This window comes from Planktothrix mougeotii LEGE 06226 (genome assembly GCF_015207485.1).
Taxonomy (GTDB): domain Bacteria; phylum Cyanobacteriota; class Cyanobacteriia; order Cyanobacteriales; family Microcoleaceae; genus Planktothrix.
This window is the reverse complement of the sequence record NZ_JADEWU010000016.1, coordinates 68637-89640: the sequence shown is the minus strand read 5'-3', so window position 1 is coordinate 89640 and position 21004 is coordinate 68637. Positions and strand designations below refer to the sequence as shown.

Here is a 21004-nt window from a genome sequence, read left to right as displayed (position 1 = left end):
CCCTCATCCCCTTGTCCCTTTATATAAAGAAAAAAAGGGCAAATTAATACAGATGCCCTGATATCCAAAGAATTCTACAGTTAAGTTTTAATTACGCCCACATTAGGAGATTAAGTCAATCATTTGCGTTTTTACCCATGATTTTGTTTTGGAGATGGGTAGAAGGTATCACAAAATTTAAAATTATCCTTATTCTTTATAATATTTTAAGATTTAGCTTTGAAAAAAATGATCCTCTGATTCAAAAACACCAGATTTATCCAGGTTACTAGCGTTTCAGGCTGACATTTGACTGGAAATATCAGCCCAACTGAGAAAACAATCCGTCTGTCAAATCGTTATCATGTTTGGATAAACATAAAATTATTGATTTGCCCATCCTAGAAAATCTCAGATTTTGATATGAGAGAGGTTTCCGTGTCCGTCTGTCCAGTTCCCCCTGAACAACGTCCTGTGAATGAATATCAAGAATTGAAAGCATCTTGGTTTTTTAGCTGGGTGATGCTCAACTGGCCCCAATATTTGAGAAAATTAGTTTGGGTGTGGTTTATTAGCTGGGTGATTTTTTGTCCTGTAGCTGCTGCTAGTTTTGCCCCGAGTAAATACCCAGGCCAATTAATACTCAGTGCGGCGACAGGAGCAAGTTTTATTTTAACCTTAGTCGTGATTCGGTTATCTTTAGGCTGGTACTATATTAGATCCCGTCTGTTGAGTTCTAAAATTTTTTATGAAGAATCAGGATGGTATGACGGCCAAACTTGGCTAAAAACCCCTGAATTTTTACTTCAAGATCAACTCATTCTCACCCACCAAGTTCAACCGATTCTGACTCGATTACGAAAAACTTATTACGGTTTAGCAGGATTGTTCGCAGGAGGCGGACTAATCTGGATCTTATTGTAAATACTGACTCACCCAATCCAATTGAAATATAATCTTAAATATGACACGGGGAAAACGAACACAAGCCAAAGAACTGGAAGTTAGACTCCTGCGGGAAGGACTCGTTGAGTCTACCCATCGGGTGCAAGCAACCGTCTGTGATAGCCGAGGACGAGTATTATCTGTTGCGGGAAATTCCGACACGGCGACCTTTATCCGGTCTGCCTTAAAACCGTTTCAAGCCTTAGCTGTAATCACAACAGGCACACTGGAACGATATGATTTAACCGATATTGATTTAGCGATTATCTGTAGTTCTCATCAAGGAACCATCGAACAAGCTCGACAAGCGTTTAATATTCTCTGGCGAGCGGATGTTGACCCGGTACAACTCCAGTGTCCCATTCCTGAAGGCAAAAATAGCCGTCTGCAACATGGCTGTTCTGGGAAACACGCCGGAATGTTAGCGGTTTGTCAACAATGCCATTGGCCGTTAGAAAGCTATTTACAACGGAAACATCCTCTACAACAACTCATTATCGGTAAAGTCGGAGAATTATTAGCATTACCCCCCGATGAATTCCTCAGTGCTAGGGATGACTGCGGCGCACCGACCTATTATTTGGAATTAAGCCAAATGGCGATACTCTATGCTCAATTAACATCAGGGGATAACCTTGATCGAGAACGTATTGTTCGCGCCATGACCCATCACCCGGAAATGGTCGCCGGAGTTGGACGTTTTGACACGGAATTAATGCGCTTAACCGAAGGAGAACTCGTCAGTAAATCTGGAGCCGAAGGGGTGCAATGTGTTGGACGCATTGGTGAAGGCATGGGATTAGCCATTAAAGTTATGGATGGCTCACATCGCGCGAAATACGCCACCGCCATTCATCTATTAAAACAAATGGGATGGATTACCCCCACCATCGCCGAAACCCTGGGTGAAAAATTCCTCACCCTCAACGACTTCAAACGCTTAGATGTCATGGGGGAATTGTCGTTTCTTTAAAGTGAGCTATTGACAGCTTGACACTGCGCTGCCCTGAGCCTGTCGAAGGGAGACTTCGGCCTCCCTCATCTCCCCTGATCTTCCCTCATCTCCCCTGATCTTCCCTCATCTCTCCTTGTCCCCTAGTCCCCTCATCTCTCCTAGTCCCCTAGTCCCCTAGTCCCCTTGTCCCCTTGTCGCCCAAAAAATATTTTAAAAAAGGGGTTGTCAAATTCAGAAAGTTATGGTTATACTAGGAAAGGAACAAGCGACGCGGGGTAGAGCAGCCTGGTAGCTCGTCGGGCTCATAACCCGAAGGTCAGTGGTTCAAATCCGCTCCCCGCCATTTTAGAGTTCTGGAATACGAGAGTTAATCTGGATTGACAAATTGTTGTCCACTTTAACACAATAATCTTCTCTTTATCTTTTAAACAAGAACTTGCTGATGGTATGGCGAGTTCTTGTTTCTATTGGGTACATTATCCCTCTTCTGTGACTTTGAAAATGATTTCCCAGCATTTTTCTATCCGCCGGGATAGAATTTTTGAAAAGCCAGGTTAGCCTTGATGTCTTAATGCCGGGGGGTTTTTCAATTTTCCGCAAAAAGGTCTAAAGTGATAGAAACCTAGACAACCCAAGACACAACGAGTCAGCACCCCGCACTCTCTGTAACGGGGCTTCGAGCCTCTAACTTTAGTTAGCTGACCAGCCTAAGTCCTTCAAGGACTACGTTATTTAGGTCACGATACCCACGAATGCGACGCTAGTTTGTGGCTCTATCGCTAATCATTAAACAGTTTTACGAGGGGTAAGACAGTGTGGTTAGCCTAACAAGCCTAGATAACATTGGCGAAGCGAACCTTACCCCTGCAAAGGGAGGCTCTTAGGAGCAAAGTATTGTGCGTACAGGGTTGCAATACTCGAAGCGGTAACTGTCCCGTTGAAAGTACATTACAAAAGTACACCGAGTAAAGCAATCCCAAGGCGGCAATACTCCACGGGGAATAAATTCCTCTGTGTCGTTTTTCCTCTCAGGTCTGAAGACGCTGAGTTTCCAAACTCCCACCTTTTTCTTATGACTTCCATCCTTGTTAAACCGTCTTCGTCTCGACCGATTAATACCCCAACTGTTCATCGCCTCTCAAATGGTTTAACCATTGTGGCTGAACAGTTACCTGTGGATGCTGTCAATCTCAATGTTTGGATTAATATCGGTTCGGCGATTGAATCCAATGATATCAACGGGATGGCGCATTTTTTAGAACATATCGTTTTTAAAGGCACACCCCATCTCCAGTTGGGAGAATTTGAACAAAAAATTGAACAACGGGGTGCTGTAACGAATGCAGCCACCAGCCAAGACTATACCCATTACTACATTACCACTGCCCCTCAAGACTTGGCGGATTTAGCTCCTTTACAGTTTGATGTGGTTCTCAATGCTAGTATTGCGGATGAGGCGTTTGAACGGGAACGATTTGTGGTGTTAGAAGAAATTCGTCGTTCTGAGGATAACCCCGGTAGGCGCTCTTTTCGCCAGTCCATGGAAATCGCCTTTGAGCAGCTTCCCTATCGTCGTCCGGTCTTGGGGCCAGCATCGGTAATTGAACAGTTACACCCTCAACAAATGCGAGATTTTCATCGCACCTGGTATCAGCCTCGTTCTATGACGGTCGCAGTGGTGGGAAATTTACCCGTTGATTCTCTGATTCAAACCGTAGAAGATGCCGTTACTTCAGTTTATCCCGGATCAATCAGTTCTGTCCTCCCAGAACGCAAACACTGGGCTCCTGAAGCCAGTTTTCAGAGCATTGTCCGTCAAGAAATTATTGATGATACGTTACAACAAGCTCGATTATTAATGCTGTGGCGTGTCCCCGGTTTAGAAGAACTGTCTGAAACTTACCCCTTAGATGTTTTAGCTTATATTTTAGGCCAAGGAAGAACCGCACGACTATTTCAAGATCTCCGGGAAAATCGAGGGTTAGTTTCGTCGATTTCTGCGAGTAATATGACTCAGCGTTTACAAGGGGTCTTTTATATTTCAGCCCGTTTACCCGTAGAAAATCTCACCGAGGTTGAAGCGATTCTGTGTGATCATATCTCTCAACTGCAAAACGAACCGATTACAGAAGAGGAAATGACAAAAGTTAGGACACAAGTGGCAAATCGGTTTATCTTTAGTAATGAAACACCAAGCGATCGCGCTGGATTATATGGCTATTATCAATCCTTAGTCGGGGATTTAACCGCAGGTCTGTATTATCCTGATCATATTCAAGCATTGAGTTCTACAGAAATTCAACAGGCAGCACAACAGTATTTATCGGCTCATGCTTATGGAATCGTCATCCTCAAACCTCCTGTTCATAGTACAGATTTAGAGGGATGATCAGGATATCTCTAAATTCTTCCCGAATATCGGTAAAATTGTCCTGACAACTTTGATGTCTGTCAGCACCCCGCTCTAAAGAGACGGGGCTTCATGCCTCCTCTTTGGATAGCTGACCAGCTATAGTCTTAATTGACTACGTTATCGGCAAGTGTTCAAGAACCCACCAATAGATGCGTAGCTAGTCTGTTGCTCTGGAACTTAAAAGTTAAACAGTTTTACGAGGGGTAAAACAGTGCTTTTGAGATAGTTACCGACCGATAACATTGGCGAAGCTAACTTCACCCTAGAAATAGGAGTGGGAGAAATCCCAAAAAAACCGGGAATCGGCAAATACAACAATTTTTGTCGGTTCCCAATCCAATATTCACGGGGAATAAATTCCCCTGAGTCGTGTTTCCTCTCAGGTCTGAAGACGCTGAGTTTCCACACTCCCATCCTACTTTTATGATGATTGAGTCAATGATGAGAACCAGCCAATATGAAACTACAGGATTTTATCGGTAAAAATACTCGATATGATATTAAAGCCATTGCTGAAGATGACGAACTCAGTCGTCAGATCCAAACTCAACTCATTGGGTTAGGTTTGCTTGATCCCCCAGCCGATGGCATTTTTGGCCCTAAATCAACAGCTTCATTACATCAATTCCAAAAGTTGATGGAGTGTGGTGAAGCGGGTTATCTGGGTACAATTACGGCGAAAAAGTTAATCGAAACAAAACGGGAACAGATTCCCGTTACCACCCCGATATTGAAAACCCTTAAAAGTACCGTTTTTAAGGTTAAACCGATTGCTTCTTCTCAACTAAATGACTCAGAAAAATTTTCGATTCCTGGCGGAAAAGAATTTGCTGTTTTAGCCTATGACCCCATTCGTGGACATTTACGAGTCGCTTTACGAAATGAGTCCTTTGGAGGATATTCGGTTTTATATATTTGGGGAGAACACGCCCAAATTTATGAAAATGGAAAACTGGTTTATCCTAAACCGATTCCATCCAGTTATCGTCTCAATGTTCCCTATAAATCTCAATTAGACAACTGGTTTAATCCCACGGGTTCCTGCAATGTTACTTCCATCTCAATGTGTTTGGAATATTTCAAAGCTCGTCGTAAAACCAGTTCGGGTCAACTGGAAGATGAACTTTATGAATATGCGATTAATAAAGGCTATAGTCGTCATGATCCTTATGATTTAGCTCGAATTGTTCGAGATTATGGTTGTCAGGATTATTTTACTGACAATGGAACTATAGACGATATTAAAGATTGGATTGCGGCTGGAAATCCGGCTGTTATTCATGGGTATTTTACGTCCTTTGGTCATATCATTGTTGTTGTGGGTTATGACGAATACGGGTTTATTGTTCATGACCCCTATGGGGAATGGTTCTCCTCTGGTTATCGCACTGATTTGAGTGGAGCTTATTTACATTATTCCTATCGCTTGATCACGCGAGTTTGCATCCCTGATGGCAATTTTTGGGTGCATTTTATTTCTAAGTAGTCTTGATCAATAGCTCAGAATTCCCCCTAATTCAGGGGGTTTTTTTACACTGTTTCCGTGATTCGGATTTGAGGATGTTAAATTTTCATACTTAAATCTAACCAAGTTGAACGGGTAATGGGGGCACTCGTTGAAATATAATCTACCCCGGTTTCTGCAACGGAATGAATCGTTTCTAAGGTAATATTTCCCGATGCTTCTATTTTAATACGAGGATTATTCTGACGAATTAGATTAACGGCTTCCTTCATTAATTCTAAAGACATATTATCTAACATAATAATATCTGCTTGATGCTCTAAGGCGATTTTTACCTGTTCTAAAGTTTCGGTTTCTACTTCAATTGTTAAAGGATAAGGCATTATTTCTCGAATTTGAGTGATCGCTTTTCCAATTCCACCCGCCGCCGCAATATGATTATCTTTAATCATAATTGCATCATCTAATCCCATGCGATGATTTTTTGCACCCCCCACTTGAATCGCATATTTTTCTAATACTCTTAATCCGGGTGTTGTTTTGCGCGTATCTACTAATTGACAAGGTAAATCTGCGATCGCTTCTACATATTTTCTCGTTGCTGTCGCTATTCCACTCAGTCGCATCGCTAAATTTAACGCCACTCGCTCACCCGTTAATAAGGCTTCTAAACTTCCTTCTAAAGTTGCAATTTTTGTCCCTTTTTCACAATATTCTCCATCCTGAATTAAAGGTGTAAATTGCATCTGATGATCTAAGAGTTGAAACACTCTCGCCGCTACGGATAACCCAGCAATTACACCCTTTTCTTTAACAATCCAATCCGCCGATTTTATCTGATTTCCAATTAATAATCCGGCGGTACTGCGATCGCCTCGTCCAATATCTTCTAATAACCATTGTTGCAATAAGGGATCTAAAATAATTCCAGGGGGTAATATCGCCTTCATATTCAATCTATTAGGAATCTCAAAATATCATATAATATCGATGCTCAAAGAAACCGGGTTTCTGTATAAACCCTGATTTCTTATCCCAAATCTTGAAAGAAACCCGGTTTCTGGATAGGGTAAAGGGGGTAAAAGAAACCGGGTTTCTGTATAAACCCTGATTTCTTATCCCAAATCTTGAAAGAAACCCGGTTTCTGGATAGGGTAAAAGGGGTAAAAGAAACCGGGTTTCTGTATAAACCCTGATTTCCTATCCCAAATCTTGAAAGAAACCCGGTTTCTGGATAGGGTAAAAGGGGTAAAAGAAACCGGGTTTCTGTATAAACCCTGATTTCCTATCCTAAATCTTGAAAGAAACCCGGTTTCTGGGGATGCTAAAATACAAAAGTCTGCTTCCGATTTATCACTGGAAGCAGACTTTTGTTTGATATTAACCTGGCACCGAGCTATTTTTCCAGGCGGCTACCCGCCAAGTATCTTCGCCGTATCAGCGTTTCACAGCCGAGTTCGAGATGGATCGGAGTGGTTCCACTGAGCCATAGACACCAGGAAAGCTTTACAAACTTTTAGGTGATGATTGAGGCGTTAGCAATTTTGCGTTTCGCTTGTTTCCCTCTCACAATTTACTAATGTACTCTGTTTCTCGATGAATGTCAACCCCTGTTTCAAAAAAAATTTTTGATCGAACTCACGTTAAAATATGAAACGCCTTGCTATGCGATCGCTTTGAAACTCTCCGGCGTAACTAAGCTAGTTGAAACGCCATTAAGGGAGACAAGAACCTCTTCACCAAAGGAGATTAACGTTCCTGTCGCCCCTTGAGTCATCGAGAGTTGCGCGAAAGTTAAACCTTCTGGCAATCCCAAGACATCAACCCCATTCTCAAAGTCAGTCACCACATCGCCACCACCACCAGAGCGCAAAACGAAAGTATCACTACCGGAATTACCCGTTAAGGTGTCATTACCTAAATCTCCGAAAAGGATATCGTTACCTGCGTCGCCATTAAGAACATCATTTCCCGCACCTCCAAAAACAGTATCGTCACCCCCTAGACCCGAAATCTGATCATCGTTGCGATTGCCATTGATCAGATCAGCCTCAGCCGAACCCGTTATGATATCATTCCCATCGAGCGATCGCAAACCACCCAACCGTCCCGCCAGCAATCCTGACGCCACTGTAAACACATTATCGTCATCATTCAAGTTAAAAAACTCCGAGGCGAGAGCCGTATCGCTGCGAACAGTCAAGTTTTGAATGCGCTCGTCTTCGGCTGCTGGCACATCCGCCTCATTGAACGAGCCAATCGCCGTCAGATAATCCGCCACTGCCTTTTGCTCCCGACCTGGGGTAGTAAAAGCCGAATCTGAGCCTGTCGCTGCGAGGCTGACCGGGTTAGAGGTCGCGGCAAAGTCTGGGAAAGGATAGCCATCGCCTCCCTCTGCCAAGAATTTCAGAGTGACAGTACGGAAAGAGCGGTTCGGGTCGCCGACTAACTGACCATTTTCTACCACAATATCCGTAACACTGCCCGATTCATCTCGTAGCGAGAGAGAACGCAGGCGCTGTCCTACGGGCAAAGCAGGATCGAAGCTAAACGCCATCCCCCCAACTTGTGGGAACTGACCCGGAGTTGCTCCGGTCGCTGTTTTCGCCAAACCATGCTCGATCACTTGTTGCAGTTGCGAGGCTGTTAGAGTCAGCACCGTTAACTCATTATTGAATCGCATCACGTTTTCAATATCGAGTTGGGAAACTTGTCCCGCTTCCTTCTTGGCAAGGGAATTAGCGGGCGGTGGGATTTTTTCACCCTCGCTACTAATAGCCCCGATGGAGTAGCGGATACTTCCCCCATTTTTAATTGAGATCACCACACTGGGATCGACTTGACGAGCGGCAAACAAATTAGCATCCGCGCCGAGATTACCTAGGTTGGTTTCTTGGGTGCGGACATCGCTAGTATCGCCGTTGAGAAAGACCTCGCTGCGACCAAAGATATTCCCGTCTTTTGGGGTAATTACCTTTTTGGCAAAATTTATGCCGGGTAACACTAGAGGGTGCGGGTCGGCGTTACCGGTTTCGATCACCCCAGTTTCGTCCGTAGCAAAGGCTCCACTAATATTGGGGTCAATGCTTGAGGGAATTAGAACCCCATTATCGTCGAAGTCGGCAACCAAGCGCCCCACATACTTATAGTTGCCCTTGGTATTGACAATGGCAACGGGTTGCCCGGTGGCGGAGGTTGTGAGGATTGGGTAGAGACCTCCAGAGGTATCTCCGACTCGTAGGCGGTCAGTAGCATCCGCTAAGATATCGCCCGATCCCCCCGCCACAATTACATCTACATCCCGCAGGCGAGAGGCAAGTTCCTGGTCAATACCCAGGTCTCTCATGTGAGACAACAGAACAATTTTGTTAACGCCCTGGGCGGTGAGGGCATCAATCGAAGGTTGAATGGTGGCCGCCAGAGCATCGATATCGTTAGGGTCTGAGGGGGATATACCCACATCGCCAGGAGACGAAAGGTTGCCCAGCAGAGGAGTTGTAGCCCCAACAATCCCGATGGGTTGCCCTTGCACGTCAATCACCGTGCTTTTGGCAATGCTGTTGGGTTGGGGGGGCTGTCCGTCAGGAACGACAAATTTTGCTAAATTACTGTCGGTGCTGAAGTCGAGGTTAGCACTCAGGAAGGGAAATGTGACACCGGGAAAGGTATAGGTTCCTGCTACAGTAGGGTCTGCGGGAATCAAAGAGGCGAGGATACCCGTACCGAGGCCGAATTCATGGCTGCCGAAGGTGGCGGCGTCAAAGAACATAGCATTGGCAAATGCAATATCGCCACGTCCTGCACCTTCTTTACTGATGATTGCGCGGAAGGCTGGATCGCTACTGGCGAAAAAAAACGGGCCGGGAATGTATAAATCTCCTGAAGTTAGAGCCAGGGTTTGTTCAGGAAATTGAGAACGCAGGGCGTTGATGACACTGGAAAAACGGGGGGCATCATCTAGGGATTCAATGCCTGCTTCTTGGTCGGATGTATGTAGAATTTGGAGAGTAAAAGTCATTATTTAAACTGGCAGTCATAGGGTGGTGATATTCACCATACCAGATCCATCTTGAGGTTTAGCTGTTTTGACGCTCTCAGGGCTAAAGTCACTGAGATTTTTTAATCAAAAAAATGACTTGCTCAGGCAGGATTCTTTAACCGGAGTAGAGGACTTATCTCCTAAAGCGCTATAGATCTTGAAAGAAACCTTGTTTCTGAAAGTGTTAAAAGACTAAAGCCTCCTTCCGATTTATCACTGGAAGAAGGCTTTAGTTGGATATTAACCTGGCACCGAGCTATTTTTCCAGGCGGCTACCCGCCAAGTATCTTCGCCGTATCAGCGTTTCACAGCCGAGTTCGAGATGGATCGGAGTGGTTCCACTGAGCCATAGGCACCAGGAAAGCTTTACAAACTTTTCGGTGATGATTGAGGCGTTAGCGGTTTTGCGTTTCGCTTGTTTTCCTCTCACAATTTACTAATCTACTCCCTTTCTCGATGAATGTCAACCCCTTTTTCAAAATTTTTTTTCTAGCCTCAACCTGAGCTACAACCTTAAAGCCTGAAACGGCTAGTTTAACGTTGAGTTAAATTGGCCATGATTATGGGGGTTGGTTTGGTTTTCAATCCTTATATGACAAAATTGTAGCAACAGAGCCGGATTGATTAGAATAATATTCTAATTGAGGAGATTTGATTATGCCAATTGATTTACCTTGGGCTTTAGCATTTGTGATTGTTTCTGGCTTAATTCCCGCCTTAAAAGCCATTTCAAATCCTTCTCTTTCTCCTACTTCCAACTCATCTCAACATTCTGCCTCTGTAATCGTAACTCAAAATTCAGGATTCACTGTGAGTGATGTTAAATTAGTGCGAGTTGGAGAAGGAACATTAATTCGTTATTCGATTGAGGGAAAGGTTAAAAATAATAGTACAACTTCAATGCGATCGCTGAAAGTTAACTATCGAGAATATCAACAACAGAATGATCAATTAGTCCCATTAGAAGCCGGAGAAGCAACCGTTAATCCCACAGAACTTAAACCGGGAGAAACGGGAATATTTGGTCGTGTGGTCAATAGTCCATTGGAAGTCATACTTATTGAAAGTTTAGTATCTCCTGATCATGGGGAAATTGCTGTTAACCAATGTTATGCTAATAATTTAGAACGGCGAGAAATATGCCGGAGGCAATTAAATCCTCAAGAAGTTTATCCGTTATTAAAATAACATTGGTTTGTTATTTTCAACCTAAAATAAACGGGCTTATATATCCCACTCCCGGAGGTTTAATAACTTGTAAATTCAGATCTGCTCCCGCTTCAAGACGGGCAAAACCCGGTTTCTAAGTTTTATGATAAAATTAGCAAAAATTTTAATTGTATCGACAGGCAAAAACAAAGAGAAAAGAGTGTTTTTTGACAAAACTAAGTTCCAGAAGTATCCGTAATTAGGGTAATGTTTTAAAAGTAAAACTTCAGCCAAACCGTAACGCCTGTTATTCATAGCATATTCGGGAGGATTACCTTCAGTTCTTAATTGTTCTGGTATTGGCAGCCAGTGACCCATAATTTTACCCTTTTCAAAAAACTTAGCTTGGATGTACAGCCCTAACAAGCGATCAGCAGTCCAAAACGGAATATATTTTAAAGGGCCTAATAGCTGAAAAGTTGTGACAACATCCTTCAGGGCTTCCTGAACTATCTGATTTTTCCATACCTTTTTATCAAAGTTTTCATGATGAGCACCATGATGATCTCTTCGACCTCTTAGCAATACTAAAAAATCAAACTTGTTGTCTAAAGGTGCTATGGGAATATCCCTCATCATAGATTTTATTTCGGCTTCAGAATAATTAGGCTCATCCTTTTTGGGTTCTTGATTATGTTTGCGAGTAATTCTGACCTTAACATCTTCGATTTTTGGTAATGGCTTCCATTCCTGAGTTATAGCAGGATCGCCAAAGGCAAAACCAGCTTGTTGAAGTCTAAAGTAATAACTATCTGGAAACCTCTCAAAATATTCTTCTGTAATTTTGACAATATTGGGGTGAAGATACTCATCACAATTAATCGATAAAACATAGGTTCCTGTAGCGTTCAAAAGTGCTGTTATTCTTTGAATCAGTTCCCCTTTTAAAGGATTTGTAATAATAAGTAAACGAGAATCGTTGATTGAAAGTGTGGAAACTCCAGGAGGATAAACAAGAATAAATTCGACACTCCCTTCAACTTTAAGCAGTTCTCTCAACCAGACTTCTGGAACCCCCCCTCGCATGGGAACAATGATAGAAAGCATTGGTTTGTTCATAATTGTCTACATCCTTTCAACTTGGTTTCTTCAACTTAACATAGGTTGCTATGAATTAAAAAATATATCACCTTACCATCTGTTTATTGACACTCTCAGGTCTGAAGACGCGCTCGTTTTCAAGCTCCGATCTTGGCTTTATAATTTGAGAAGGGTTGTCTGTAACTACCTGAAGTGACAAAAAAAGGATTAAAAAGCCCCTCACCATAAGGTCGAGGGGTTTAAGAAAAGATAGAATTAAACCAAATTAAGACTCAGCGCCTTGAGGTAACAATTCCCGGTCAGCAGGACTTTGGAACACCACCACTTGACCGTTTTCATCCACATCAACCACCGCAGTATCCCCTTCTTTGATCCGTCCAGACAGAATTTCTTCTGCTAAACTATCTTCGAGTAACCGCATAATGGCTCGACGCAGAGGACGCGCCCCATAACTGGGGTTGTAGCCTTCTTCTACTAACCGTTCTTTGAACTTGTCCGTCACTTCCAAGGTAATGCCTTTTTCGACCAAGCGTCCGAAGACTTCTTTTAACATGATCACGGCAATTTCCTTGACTTCTTCCTTATTCAACTGACGGAAGACAATAATTTCATCCAAACGGTTGAGGAACTCAGGACGGAAGTATTGTTTGAGTTCTTCATTCACTAAGTTGCGAATACGGTTATATTGAGCATCGTTTTCGTTTTCCGAGAACTCGAAGCCTAAACCACCGCCACCTTTTTCGATCACCTTCGATCCAATATTAGACGTCATGATGATCAAGGTATTCTTGAAGTCCACCGTCCGACCTTTAGCATCGGTCAAACGACCATCTTCTAAGATTTGCAGCAACATATTGAAGACGTCGGGGTGTGCTTTTTCAATTTCATCAAACAGCACCACCGTATAGGGACGCCGACGCACCGCTTCCGTTAGTTGTCCGCCTTCGTTGTATCCCACATAACCTGGAGGCGATCCAATTAACTTAGAAACGGTGTGACGTTCCATATATTCGGACATATCCAAGCGGATCATCGCTTCTTCTGACCCGAAGAAATAGGACGCTAACGCCTTGGTTAATTCGGTTTTACCCACCCCTGTAGGCCCAGAGAAGATAAAGCTGGCGATCGGTCGGTTGGGGTTCTTCAGACCCACACGGGCACGACGAATGGCACGAGACACGGCTTTAACGGCTTCATCCTGACCAATTAACCGTTGGTGCAGGGTTCCTTCCATATTCAGCAGTTTCTCGGACTCGGACTCGGTGAGTTTGTTTACCGGAACCCCTGTCCAACTGGCGACAATTTGGGCGATGTCTTCTTCGGTGACAATAGGGCTATCGTCTTCAGTGCGGGTGGTTTCGGATTTTTTCGTTTGGCTAATGGAACGAATTTGCGATTTAATTTCCATTTCCCGATCGCGCAATTCTCCCGCCCGATCAAAGTCTTGGGAACGTACCGCCTCGTCTTTTTCCTTCAGGACTTGGCGCAATTCCTTATCTAATTCCTTCGCTGCTGGAGGCAGTTGAGAATTGATTAAGCGCACCCGTGAACCCGCTTCATCAACTAAGTCAATGGCTTTATCCGGTAAATAGCGATCGCTAATATACCGATCCGAGAGCTTCGCAGCAGCTTCTAAGGCTTCATCGGAAATTTTCAGTTTATGGTGTTGCTCATAGCGTTCGCGCAACCCATAGAGAATTTCTATCGTTTCAGCAACGGACGGTTCACCCACCATCACCGGTTGGAACCGACGTTCTAAAGCCGCATCTCGTTCAATGTGTTTACGATATTCATCTAAGGTCGTCGCCCCGATGCACTGTAACTCACCTCTGGCTAGGGCGGGTTTGAGAATATTCGCCGCATCAATAGCCCCTTCTGCTGCACCTGCGCCAATTAAAGTATGAACTTCATCAATGACCAGGATGACATTACCCGCAGAGCGGATCTCATCCATGATTTTTTTCAGACGTTCTTCAAATTCCCCCCGATATTTGGTTCCAGCCACCAACAGACCAATATCTAAGGTGACAACCCGTTTTTCTTCTAAAATATCGGGAATATCATTCGTGGCAATGCGTTGGGCTAACCCTTCAGCAATAGCGGTTTTACCGACGCCGGGTTCCCCAATTAACACCGGGTTATTTTTCGTCCGCCGACCGAGAATTTGGATCACCCGTTCAATTTCTTTTTGGCGACCGACCACCGGATCGAGTTTGCCTTCGGAGGCCATTTGGGTTAAATTTGATCCAAACTCATCTAAAGTTGGGGTCTTGGTGCGGCTGTTACTGCCTCCGGCGGCAACTTCAGCCGTTTCACCCAACATCCGAATCACTTGAGTACGGACTTTCGAGAGGTCAACCCCAAGGTTTTCTAAGACTCTAGCCGCCACACCTTCCCCTTCCCGGATCAGACCGAGGAGAAGGTGTTCGGTGCCAATATAGTTATGCCCCAATTGGCGTGCTTCTTCCAGGGACAGTTCCAGCACTCGTTTGGCGCGAGGGGTAAAGGGAATTTCGACGGCGACAAACCCCGAACCTCGACCAATGATTTTTTCTACCTCGATCCGGGCATCTTTGAGATTGACTCCCATTGATTTTAGGACTTTGGCAGCAACACCTGTGCCTTCCCCGATCAGACCCAGGAGGATCTGTTCGGTTCCCACGAAGTTATGCCCCAGGCGACGTGCTTCCTCCTGGGCTAACATGATGACTTTAATGGCTTTTTCTGTGAAGCGTTCAAACATGGCTAATTCCCATCACCTGCTGCTTACCCGTTACGCTAATTTTAGCGTGAGACTTAATAACTTCCGAAAAATTAAAAAGTTGGCTAAAAAATGAAAGGGTTCATTTTGGCACTTTAATTTCTCGCGGTCGTGAGATTCTAGGTTGGCGTTGTTGTGTATCTCCTTCAACTGGGAATATTTGCCCAACTTGGAATTGACCTACAACTTACCCTAGAGATTACTATAAAATTGATTTTGCAGGATATTTCCTGCGATCTGAGCGTTTTTTATCAGGTTAGACACAACAACTGACTCAAGGGCGAGTCCAAATCCCTATTCCTCCTCTGGAAAAGCCAAGATCAGGATAGGGATCAAGACTTGAATAGAGACAGCTTACTCTAAATAGAATTTTGATTCTGTATAGAGGTTGTCTCTCTGCAAGCCTCAACTGTGTTGCAGCTAACGGGATCACTTTCGATTTTACTGATGGATTCTAGCACAATGCTCTGAGAACTGTGGAACAGGCATCTTGCCTGTTAACCTGTTAACCTGTTAACCTGTTAACCTGTTAACCTGTTAACCTGTCAACCTATTAACCTGTTAACCTATTAACCTGTTAACCTATTAACCTGTTAACCTCAAACCAATCTCTTGATACCACTGATGGAGAACTTGGGGAAAATGGGGACGATGAAGATCCCCTCGCCAAAGAATTAAAGCATCTTCTCCGGTATCTTGATAATAACCTTTACGACGTCCGGCTTCTTTAAAACCAAATTTCTGATATAAATTAATTGCCCGTTGATTAGAAACTTTAACTTCTAGGGTAGCCCGTTCGAGTTTTCGTTTCCAAGCGGATACTAATAATTGAAATAATAACGCTTCACCTAACCCTTTTCCCTGATAGTCTGGATCAATCGCTAAAATTGTGATATGTGCTTCTTCTAAGATTGCCCATAAACACCCAATTCCTATAATTTCATTACCCGAACTTACTGGATTTTTTAATTCTATTTTAGGCAATTTGAAATCTTCTACGATCGGTTGTGAATTTTCGGTTTCATTAACTTGTTTCCAAATCATTAAATCACTATTAGGGCTATCAATTTCTCGTTGATACCCATCTATTGTCCAAAGTCCGCCTAAACAGCGTTGATCGAGTTCGACAACAGCAGAAAGTTGATCATCGGTTAAAAGTTGTAATTCTAAATATTGTTTTCCCATTTAAACTAATATCTTCTAATTCAGCTTATATACTAGATTAACTTATGATTAAACTAAAGGACGGGTAACAATCGTATAGCCTTGTAAAATCTTCAGGGCTATAAGCGTTATCAGTATTAATTTTAATTTTAACTAATTTGCGATCATCCATCGCCATCAATCAAAAAGCTATCAACAGAAGTTAGGAAATAAGTGTGAGATTGCTGAGGATTATTAACAGATTTTATCAATTTCATCTGTACTAAAGAGTTTCCAGAGATCTTCTCTGTACTGGTTTTGAATCACTTCAATAGTCTGAATAGCCTCTCCTACATATATCGGGGGCGTTACAAGCAAAGATTCTATACGATTAGTTATGTCAGGAATATAACGAAGTAAATCAATTATAAGTTCTGCTTGTGATTCTGCATTATTTTGATTAAGCTGGTAAAGGACAAGAAAAATACGTGTCAGTGAAAAGTCATCAATTTGAGCAATTTTATCTTTTACTGCTTGCTTAAGCTTTTCAGAAACTCTTGGGAAATACCATGAAAGTCTGTAACCTGCATCTGCAATATCTGCATCTGTACTACTTAAGCTAAGAAAAACTTCTATTAGCTCGTACCATGTCTGTTCTTTGTTACCACCTATTTCAATATTAGGTACATAAAGTTTGGCTTTTTTGTTTTTGGGTTGAACTAATTCTCGAAGTTGCGAAAGGGTTCGTCTTTGGGAGATATACTTAAAAATAGTTGGCTGTATCTGTGAAGTTATATTATCAGGTGTGAATGCTGTTTTATCTGAATAGTTAACAATTAGTGAATAAGGGCCATTAACTATTCTTGTATCGGTTGAGTAGCCAGTGAGATCAAGCCAGATGGCTTTCTCATAATCAGGACTAAAAACAATACCAATTACAGGAAAGCTACATCTAGCCCAGTAAGCAAAATGATCTTGATCTGCTTTGAATGTAAATTTGTTTCCACTCTTGTCAATGAAAGAACAACCACTTTTAATTTGAACACCTGCCATTACTCCAGTAGCTTCCCCATCTTCAACAAGCTCTATAAAACCATCAATTCCTACATCATCAACAGAAGTAGGTCTAAATATAGTCCGTGCTTTAGCGCATATTCTAATAACTTCAGCAACACCTAACTTTTCCTTGTGAGATGAGTCTAATTTACGAGTCAATGATTTTCTCCCAATTCATTAGCCAATAACTTATATAAAAAAATTCCTTAACTATATTATTAGTATTACAATTTTACTATAAAATCATTGCTGATCGCTATTCTTCTTCTCTGCAACTGGTAAGGGGGACAACTTTACGGTAAAATCAGATCCATAGAAGTGTTAATATAGTATTTCCTGTGCAAAATTCTGGACTGCAATACCTATCTGCATCAACGGATGCCACTGAAACGCGATCGCCTAATCAACATCTACTTCCTCTGACGGCGAAAGTCAATCCCCAAGATCACTTAGAAATTGGCGGTTGTGATGTTACCGCTTTAGTTGAACAATTTGGCACACCCCTTTATATTGTCGATGAAACCACCCTACGAAGTGCTTGTCAACAATACCGGGATGCCTTCAAACGTCATTATCCGGGTGAATCTTTAGTTTTGTATGCCTCCAAAGCCTGGAATTGTTTAGCGATTTGTGCAATTGTGGCTTCTGAAGGATTAGGCATTGATGTGGTTTCAGGAGGCGAACTTTATACAGCTTTACAAGCAGGAGTTCCCCCAGAGAAAACTTACTTACATGGTAATAATAAATCCTTAGAAGAAATTCAATTAGCCATTGAAAGCGGGTGTACCGTTGTTGCGGATAATTGGTCAGATTTAAACATTCTGACTCAACTGAGTCAACAATCGATTGTTGATCATCCAATTCGGGTTATGATTCGGTTTACCCCAGGAATTGAATGTCATACCCATGAATATATTCGTACCGGACATTTAGATAGTAAATTTGGTTTTGATCCCGGTCAATTGGATGAAGTGTTTCAATTTATCAGTCAACAACCGGGTTTAGTTTGTATTGGAGTTCATGCTCATATTGGTTCACAAATTTTTGAATTACAACCCCACGAAGATTTAGGGGCTGTTATTATTGATACATTGACTAAAGCTAATCAATATGGTTTAAGTATCTCAGAAGTTAATATTGGTGGGGGTTTAGGAATTTGCTATACGGAGTCAGACGATCCCCCTAGTATTGAAGATTGGGTAAAAATTGTTACTGAATCCGTGATCAAAGCCTGTGAACAAAAACAATATCCCCTACCGAGATTATTATGTGAACCCGGACGGTCAATCATTGGGTCTGCTTGCGTTACAGCTTATACCGTTGGTTCTCAAAAACAAGTCCCTGGAATTCGGACATATATTGCTGTAGATGGCGGTATGTCCGATAATCCCCGTCCCATTACCTATCAGTCCTTGTACCGAGTGGTATTGGCAAATCAAATGTCTGCACCCATGACTGAACCAGTCACCCTGGCAGGAAAACATTGTGAATCTGGGGATATTTTAATTAAGGATGCTCAACTGCCCAAAGTTGAATCTGGGGATATTCTCGTGGTCATGGCAACCGGAGCCTACAATTATAGTATGGCATCGAACTATAACCGACTGGCTAAACCTGCGGCGGTTTTAGTTAATAATGGCGATGCTAATATCATTATTGAACGAGAATCTTACCAAGATTTAATCAGTAAAGATCGACTTCCAGAACGGTTGACACTCAACCCTTAACGATTAACAGTTGACGATTGACGGTTGATACTTTAACAATCAAGAGTCAACCGTTAACCGCTAACAATTTAACTCTAAAATTTGATCATCATTTTCGATGAATACGGCGCCTATTCATGACAAAGCAAGGAATTCCTCCCTGGTTGATTCAAAGTCTTGATATTGGATTAGTTTTTGCCGTCGCTTATGTGGTGTTGGTCATCATTGGAGAACGCCGTACTCTATGGATGGTGCGAGGGTTTATTATTCTGATGTTGGCAACGGCTCTGAGTAACTGGGCTAATTTAAGGTTATTGTATATTGCCCTTAATAGTTTAGTTACAGGGTCAGCCGTAGCGATGGCAGTTATGTTACAGTCGGAATTCCGCCAATTCTTAGAACAATTGGGTCGGGGAGAAGTTTCGCAACTGTTTGGTCAAGGTCGCCGTGTGATTCCCGAACCCGATGGGGTAATTGATCAAATTGTAGAAGCGGTTAAAGAACTTTCCCAAAACCGCACAGGTGCATTAATTATTATTGAAACAGCCAGCCCCATTGATGAACGGGATTTTTCGGTTCCGGGGGTTAAACTGAATGCAGAAGTTTCCAGGGAACTGTTACAAACCATTTTTCAACCCAAAACCTTGCTCCATGATGGGGCGGTGTTAATTCGAGCCTCTCGAATTGCAGCCGCAGGAGTGATTTTACCCTTATCGGAACGGATGGCCTCTCGACAATTAGGAACTCGTCATCGAGCCGCCATGGGAATTACGGAACGAGTGGCAAAATGTATGTGTATTGTAGTGTCAGAAGAAACAGGCTCAATTTCTTTGGCGGAGAAAGGAGTCCTCAATCGACCCTTAACTAGCAGTAAACTGAAAGAGCTATTAGAAGCTCGGTCTTGGACATCCAATGATGACCGAACTGCGGCTTCAATTTCGATTACCCATTGGGGAAACCGCATTGGTTCCCAAGGAAGGGCTTTTGTGTCTGGCCTATTCCGTCCTCGTTCCAAAGCTTCTCGGGAGAAAAAATGAGTGCTAAAACAAGGGTTATATATGAATTACCCGCAGATTTAGACCAAAGCCGTTTGCCCAAACATATTGCTGTGATTATGGATGGCAATGGTCGTTGGGCGAAACGTCGGGGTTTACCGCGAACTATGGGCCATCGTCGAGGAGTGGATGCCCTCAAAGAAGCCTTACGTTGTTGTCGAGATTGGGGTGTGCAAGCCCTAACGGCTTATGCGTTTTCGACTGAAAATTGGGGTCGTCCGTTAGAAGAAGTGGATTTTTTGATGGCGTTGTTTGAGCGGGTTTTAATGCGAGAACTTCGGGAAATGATGGAAGAGGAAGTGCGAATTCAGTTTGTGGGAAATTTAACGGCACTTCCTCAGTCTCTACAGAAAAAAATAGAATATTCAATGGAGGAAACGAAAAATAATAAGGGTATTTTATTTACAATAGCAACTAATTATGGCGGACGACAAGAAATTTTAAGCGCTTGTCGAAAGATTGCAAATCAAGTAAAACAAGGGTTAATTCTCCCAGAAGATATTGATGAAACAGTGTTTGAACAACATTTATATACGGCGGGAATGTCTCACCCAGATTTGTTAATTCGCACCAGTGGAGAATTACGAATTAGTAATTTTTTATTATGGCAACTTGCCTATGCAGAAATTTATGTCACTAATACCCTTTGGCCGGATTTTGATCATACAGAATTGCATCTGGCGTTGTCTTCCTATCAAAAACGGGAACGTCGGTTCGGTAAAGTTTAAATCAGTTATCAGTTATCAGTTATAAGTTATCAGTTGAGAGGTTAGTTGGGTTGCAGAAGTTTTGGAGAGATTGGTGACGACAGAGGAAAAATTATTTTTGCACTTCTTAAAAATACTTGAATGAGGGATTACTATTGCGTCAGCAGTTATTAATGATTACCGTAATTAACTTATGCTTAATCGACAACAAATACTCATCGATAACTGATAACTGATAACTGATAACTGATAACTGATTATGGGCCAGCAAAAATAGCTGATTCGAGATCTCTGCGAGATAGGGAATACTTAAAGGAACGTTGAATATCTTGACCGTTGGTTGCTGCACCAATATAACGCACGGTAATTTGGTCAACATCTAACCACAAATCTGCTGTCCAATGGGGTTTTTTAATGTGCCAATAATGAAGCTCTTTACTATTTTGTTCGCTCCCATGAGAACGTAACCAGTCTTCAATATCAGGTAAGGGATGATTATATAAGGGTGTATCGGAACTGGGTAAAGTCAT

General features: G+C 42.6%; 15 protein-coding genes, 1 tRNA gene and 2 rRNA genes. 9 read left to right on the top strand and 9 right to left on the bottom strand.

The window, feature by feature from the left end; genetic code table 11:
* Positions 1-402 precede the first annotated feature (402 nt).
* From IQ236_RS09610 to IQ236_RS09590, 5 genes are all read left to right on the top strand, one after another.
* The gene (locus tag IQ236_RS09610; RefSeq protein WP_190517909.1) at positions 403-903 is read left to right on the top strand and encodes a CGLD27 family protein; all 501 of its coding nucleotides are present in this window, start codon (positions 403-405) and stop codon (positions 901-903) included.
* Positions 904-943: 40 nt separating this feature from the next.
* Positions 944-1897, top strand: coding sequence for an asparaginase (locus IQ236_RS09605; protein WP_190517907.1), 954 nt, complete (start codon positions 944-946; stop codon positions 1895-1897).
* 251 nt (positions 1898-2148) lie between these two features.
* Positions 2149-2222 (top strand) — tRNA-Met (locus IQ236_RS09600).
* Between the two features lie 729 nt (positions 2223-2951).
* Positions 2952-4268, top strand: a complete 1317-nt coding sequence (locus tag IQ236_RS09595) for a M16 family metallopeptidase (protein ID WP_193869052.1) — start codon at positions 2952-2954, stop codon at positions 4266-4268.
* A 481-nt stretch (positions 4269-4749) separates the two neighbouring features.
* Complete coding sequence (locus IQ236_RS09590; RefSeq protein ID WP_190517904.1) at positions 4750-5778, top strand: C39 family peptidase; 1029 nt, start codon at positions 4750-4752, stop codon at positions 5776-5778.
* A gap of 77 nt (positions 5779-5855) precedes the next feature.
* On the opposite strand, the gene nadC is transcribed toward IQ236_RS09590, so the two are convergent.
* From nadC to rrf (IQ236_RS09570), 4 genes are all read right to left on the bottom strand, one after another.
* Positions 5856-6707: a carboxylating nicotinate-nucleotide diphosphorylase gene (gene nadC, locus IQ236_RS09585; RefSeq protein ID WP_193869051.1), complete on the bottom strand. Its 852-nt coding sequence runs from the start codon at positions 6705-6707 to the stop codon at positions 5856-5858.
* A 433-nt stretch (positions 6708-7140) separates the two neighbouring features.
* A 5S ribosomal RNA gene (gene rrf, locus IQ236_RS09580) occupies positions 7141-7257 on the bottom strand.
* Between the two features lie 163 nt (positions 7258-7420).
* Positions 7421-9775: a 5'-nucleotidase C-terminal domain-containing protein gene (locus IQ236_RS09575; protein ID WP_193869050.1), complete on the bottom strand. Its 2355-nt coding sequence runs from the start codon at positions 9773-9775 to the stop codon at positions 7421-7423.
* 264 nt (positions 9776-10039) lie between these two features.
* Positions 10040-10156, bottom strand: a 5S ribosomal RNA gene (rrf, locus tag IQ236_RS09570).
* 297 nt (positions 10157-10453) lie between these two features.
* On the opposite strand from rrf (IQ236_RS09570), the gene IQ236_RS09565 reads away from it, so the two are divergent.
* Entirely contained in the window at positions 10454-10984 is a 531-nt protein-coding gene (locus tag IQ236_RS09565) for an FxLYD domain-containing protein (protein ID WP_193869049.1), read from the top strand.
* Between the two features lie 75 nt (positions 10985-11059).
* Here the strand turns inward: IQ236_RS09565 and IQ236_RS09560 are convergent, their stop codons facing one another.
* From IQ236_RS09560 to IQ236_RS09545, 4 genes are all read right to left on the bottom strand, one after another.
* Positions 11060-12064 carry a transposase gene (locus IQ236_RS09560; RefSeq protein ID WP_193869048.1) on the bottom strand — a complete coding sequence of 335 codons (1005 nt, stop codon included), beginning with the start codon at positions 12062-12064 and terminating at the stop codon, positions 11060-11062.
* Between the two features lie 247 nt (positions 12065-12311).
* Positions 12312-14789 (bottom strand): ATP-dependent Clp protease ATP-binding subunit, encoded by a 2478-nt coding sequence (locus IQ236_RS09555; RefSeq protein ID WP_193869047.1) that lies wholly within the window; start codon positions 14787-14789, stop codon positions 12312-12314.
* Between the two features lie 603 nt (positions 14790-15392).
* A complete protein-coding gene (gene rimI, locus IQ236_RS09550) occupies positions 15393-15992 on the bottom strand; it encodes a ribosomal protein S18-alanine N-acetyltransferase (protein WP_193869046.1) in 600 nt (199 codons plus the stop codon).
* Between the two features lie 213 nt (positions 15993-16205).
* The gene (locus IQ236_RS09545) at positions 16206-17165 is read right to left on the bottom strand and encodes a DUF4365 domain-containing protein (RefSeq protein WP_193869045.1); all 960 of its coding nucleotides are present in this window, start codon (positions 17163-17165) and stop codon (positions 16206-16208) included.
* Positions 17166-17344: 179 nt separating this feature from the next.
* Here IQ236_RS09545 and lysA point away from each other — a divergent pair, with 179 nt between their 5' ends.
* From lysA to IQ236_RS09530, 3 genes are all read left to right on the top strand, one after another.
* The gene (gene lysA / locus IQ236_RS09540; protein ID WP_193869044.1) at positions 17345-18733 is read left to right on the top strand and encodes a diaminopimelate decarboxylase; all 1389 of its coding nucleotides are present in this window, start codon (positions 17345-17347) and stop codon (positions 18731-18733) included.
* Positions 18734-18849: 116 nt separating this feature from the next.
* Positions 18850-19749 (top strand): diadenylate cyclase CdaA, encoded by a 900-nt coding sequence (gene cdaA / locus IQ236_RS09535; protein WP_193869043.1) that lies wholly within the window; start codon positions 18850-18852, stop codon positions 19747-19749.
* Positions 19746-20495, top strand: coding sequence for an isoprenyl transferase (locus tag IQ236_RS09530; RefSeq protein ID WP_193869042.1), 750 nt, complete (start codon positions 19746-19748; stop codon positions 20493-20495). The genes cdaA and IQ236_RS09530 overlap by 4 nt, the downstream gene beginning before the upstream one ends.
* Positions 20496-20731: 236 nt before the next feature.
* On the opposite strand, the gene IQ236_RS09525 is transcribed toward IQ236_RS09530, so the two are convergent.
* Positions 20732-21004 carry a DUF3143 domain-containing protein gene (locus IQ236_RS09525; RefSeq protein ID WP_193869041.1) on the bottom strand — a complete coding sequence of 91 codons (273 nt, stop codon included), beginning with the start codon at positions 21002-21004 and terminating at the stop codon, positions 20732-20734.

What these genes read in the sequence shown, in the direction of transcription:
- IQ236_RS09610 (WP_190517909.1), top strand. Translation starts at nt 403, where the DNA reads ATGAGAGAGGTTTCCGTGTCCGTCTGTCCAGTTCCCCCTGAACAACGT.
- IQ236_RS09605 (WP_190517907.1), top strand. Translation starts at nt 944, where the DNA reads ATGACACGGGGAAAACGAACACAAGCCAAAGAACTGGAAGTTAGACTC.
- IQ236_RS09595 (WP_193869052.1), top strand. Translation starts at nt 2,952, where the DNA reads ATGACTTCCATCCTTGTTAAACCGTCTTCGTCTCGACCGATTAATACC.
- IQ236_RS09590 (WP_190517904.1), top strand. Translation starts at nt 4,750, where the DNA reads ATGAAACTACAGGATTTTATCGGTAAAAATACTCGATATGATATTAAA.
- nadC (WP_193869051.1), bottom strand. Translation starts at nt 6,707, where the DNA reads ATGAAGGCGATATTACCCCCTGGAATTATTTTAGATCCCTTATTGCAA.
- IQ236_RS09575 (WP_193869050.1), bottom strand. Translation starts at nt 9,775, where the DNA reads ATGACTTTTACTCTCCAAATTCTACATACATCCGACCAAGAAGCAGGC.
- IQ236_RS09565 (WP_193869049.1), top strand. Translation starts at nt 10,454, where the DNA reads ATGCCAATTGATTTACCTTGGGCTTTAGCATTTGTGATTGTTTCTGGC.
- IQ236_RS09560 (WP_193869048.1), bottom strand. Translation starts at nt 12,064, where the DNA reads ATGAACAAACCAATGCTTTCTATCATTGTTCCCATGCGAGGGGGGGTT.
- IQ236_RS09555 (WP_193869047.1), bottom strand. Translation starts at nt 14,789, where the DNA reads ATGTTTGAACGCTTCACAGAAAAAGCCATTAAAGTCATCATGTTAGCC.
- rimI (WP_193869046.1), bottom strand. Translation starts at nt 15,992, where the DNA reads ATGGGAAAACAATATTTAGAATTACAACTTTTAACCGATGATCAACTT.
- cdaA (WP_193869043.1), top strand. Translation starts at nt 18,850, where the DNA reads ATGACAAAGCAAGGAATTCCTCCCTGGTTGATTCAAAGTCTTGATATT.
- IQ236_RS09530 (WP_193869042.1), top strand. Translation starts at nt 19,746, where the DNA reads ATGAGTGCTAAAACAAGGGTTATATATGAATTACCCGCAGATTTAGAC.
- IQ236_RS09525 (WP_193869041.1), bottom strand. Translation starts at nt 21,004, where the DNA reads ATGACTTTACCCAGTTCCGATACACCCTTATATAATCATCCCTTACCT.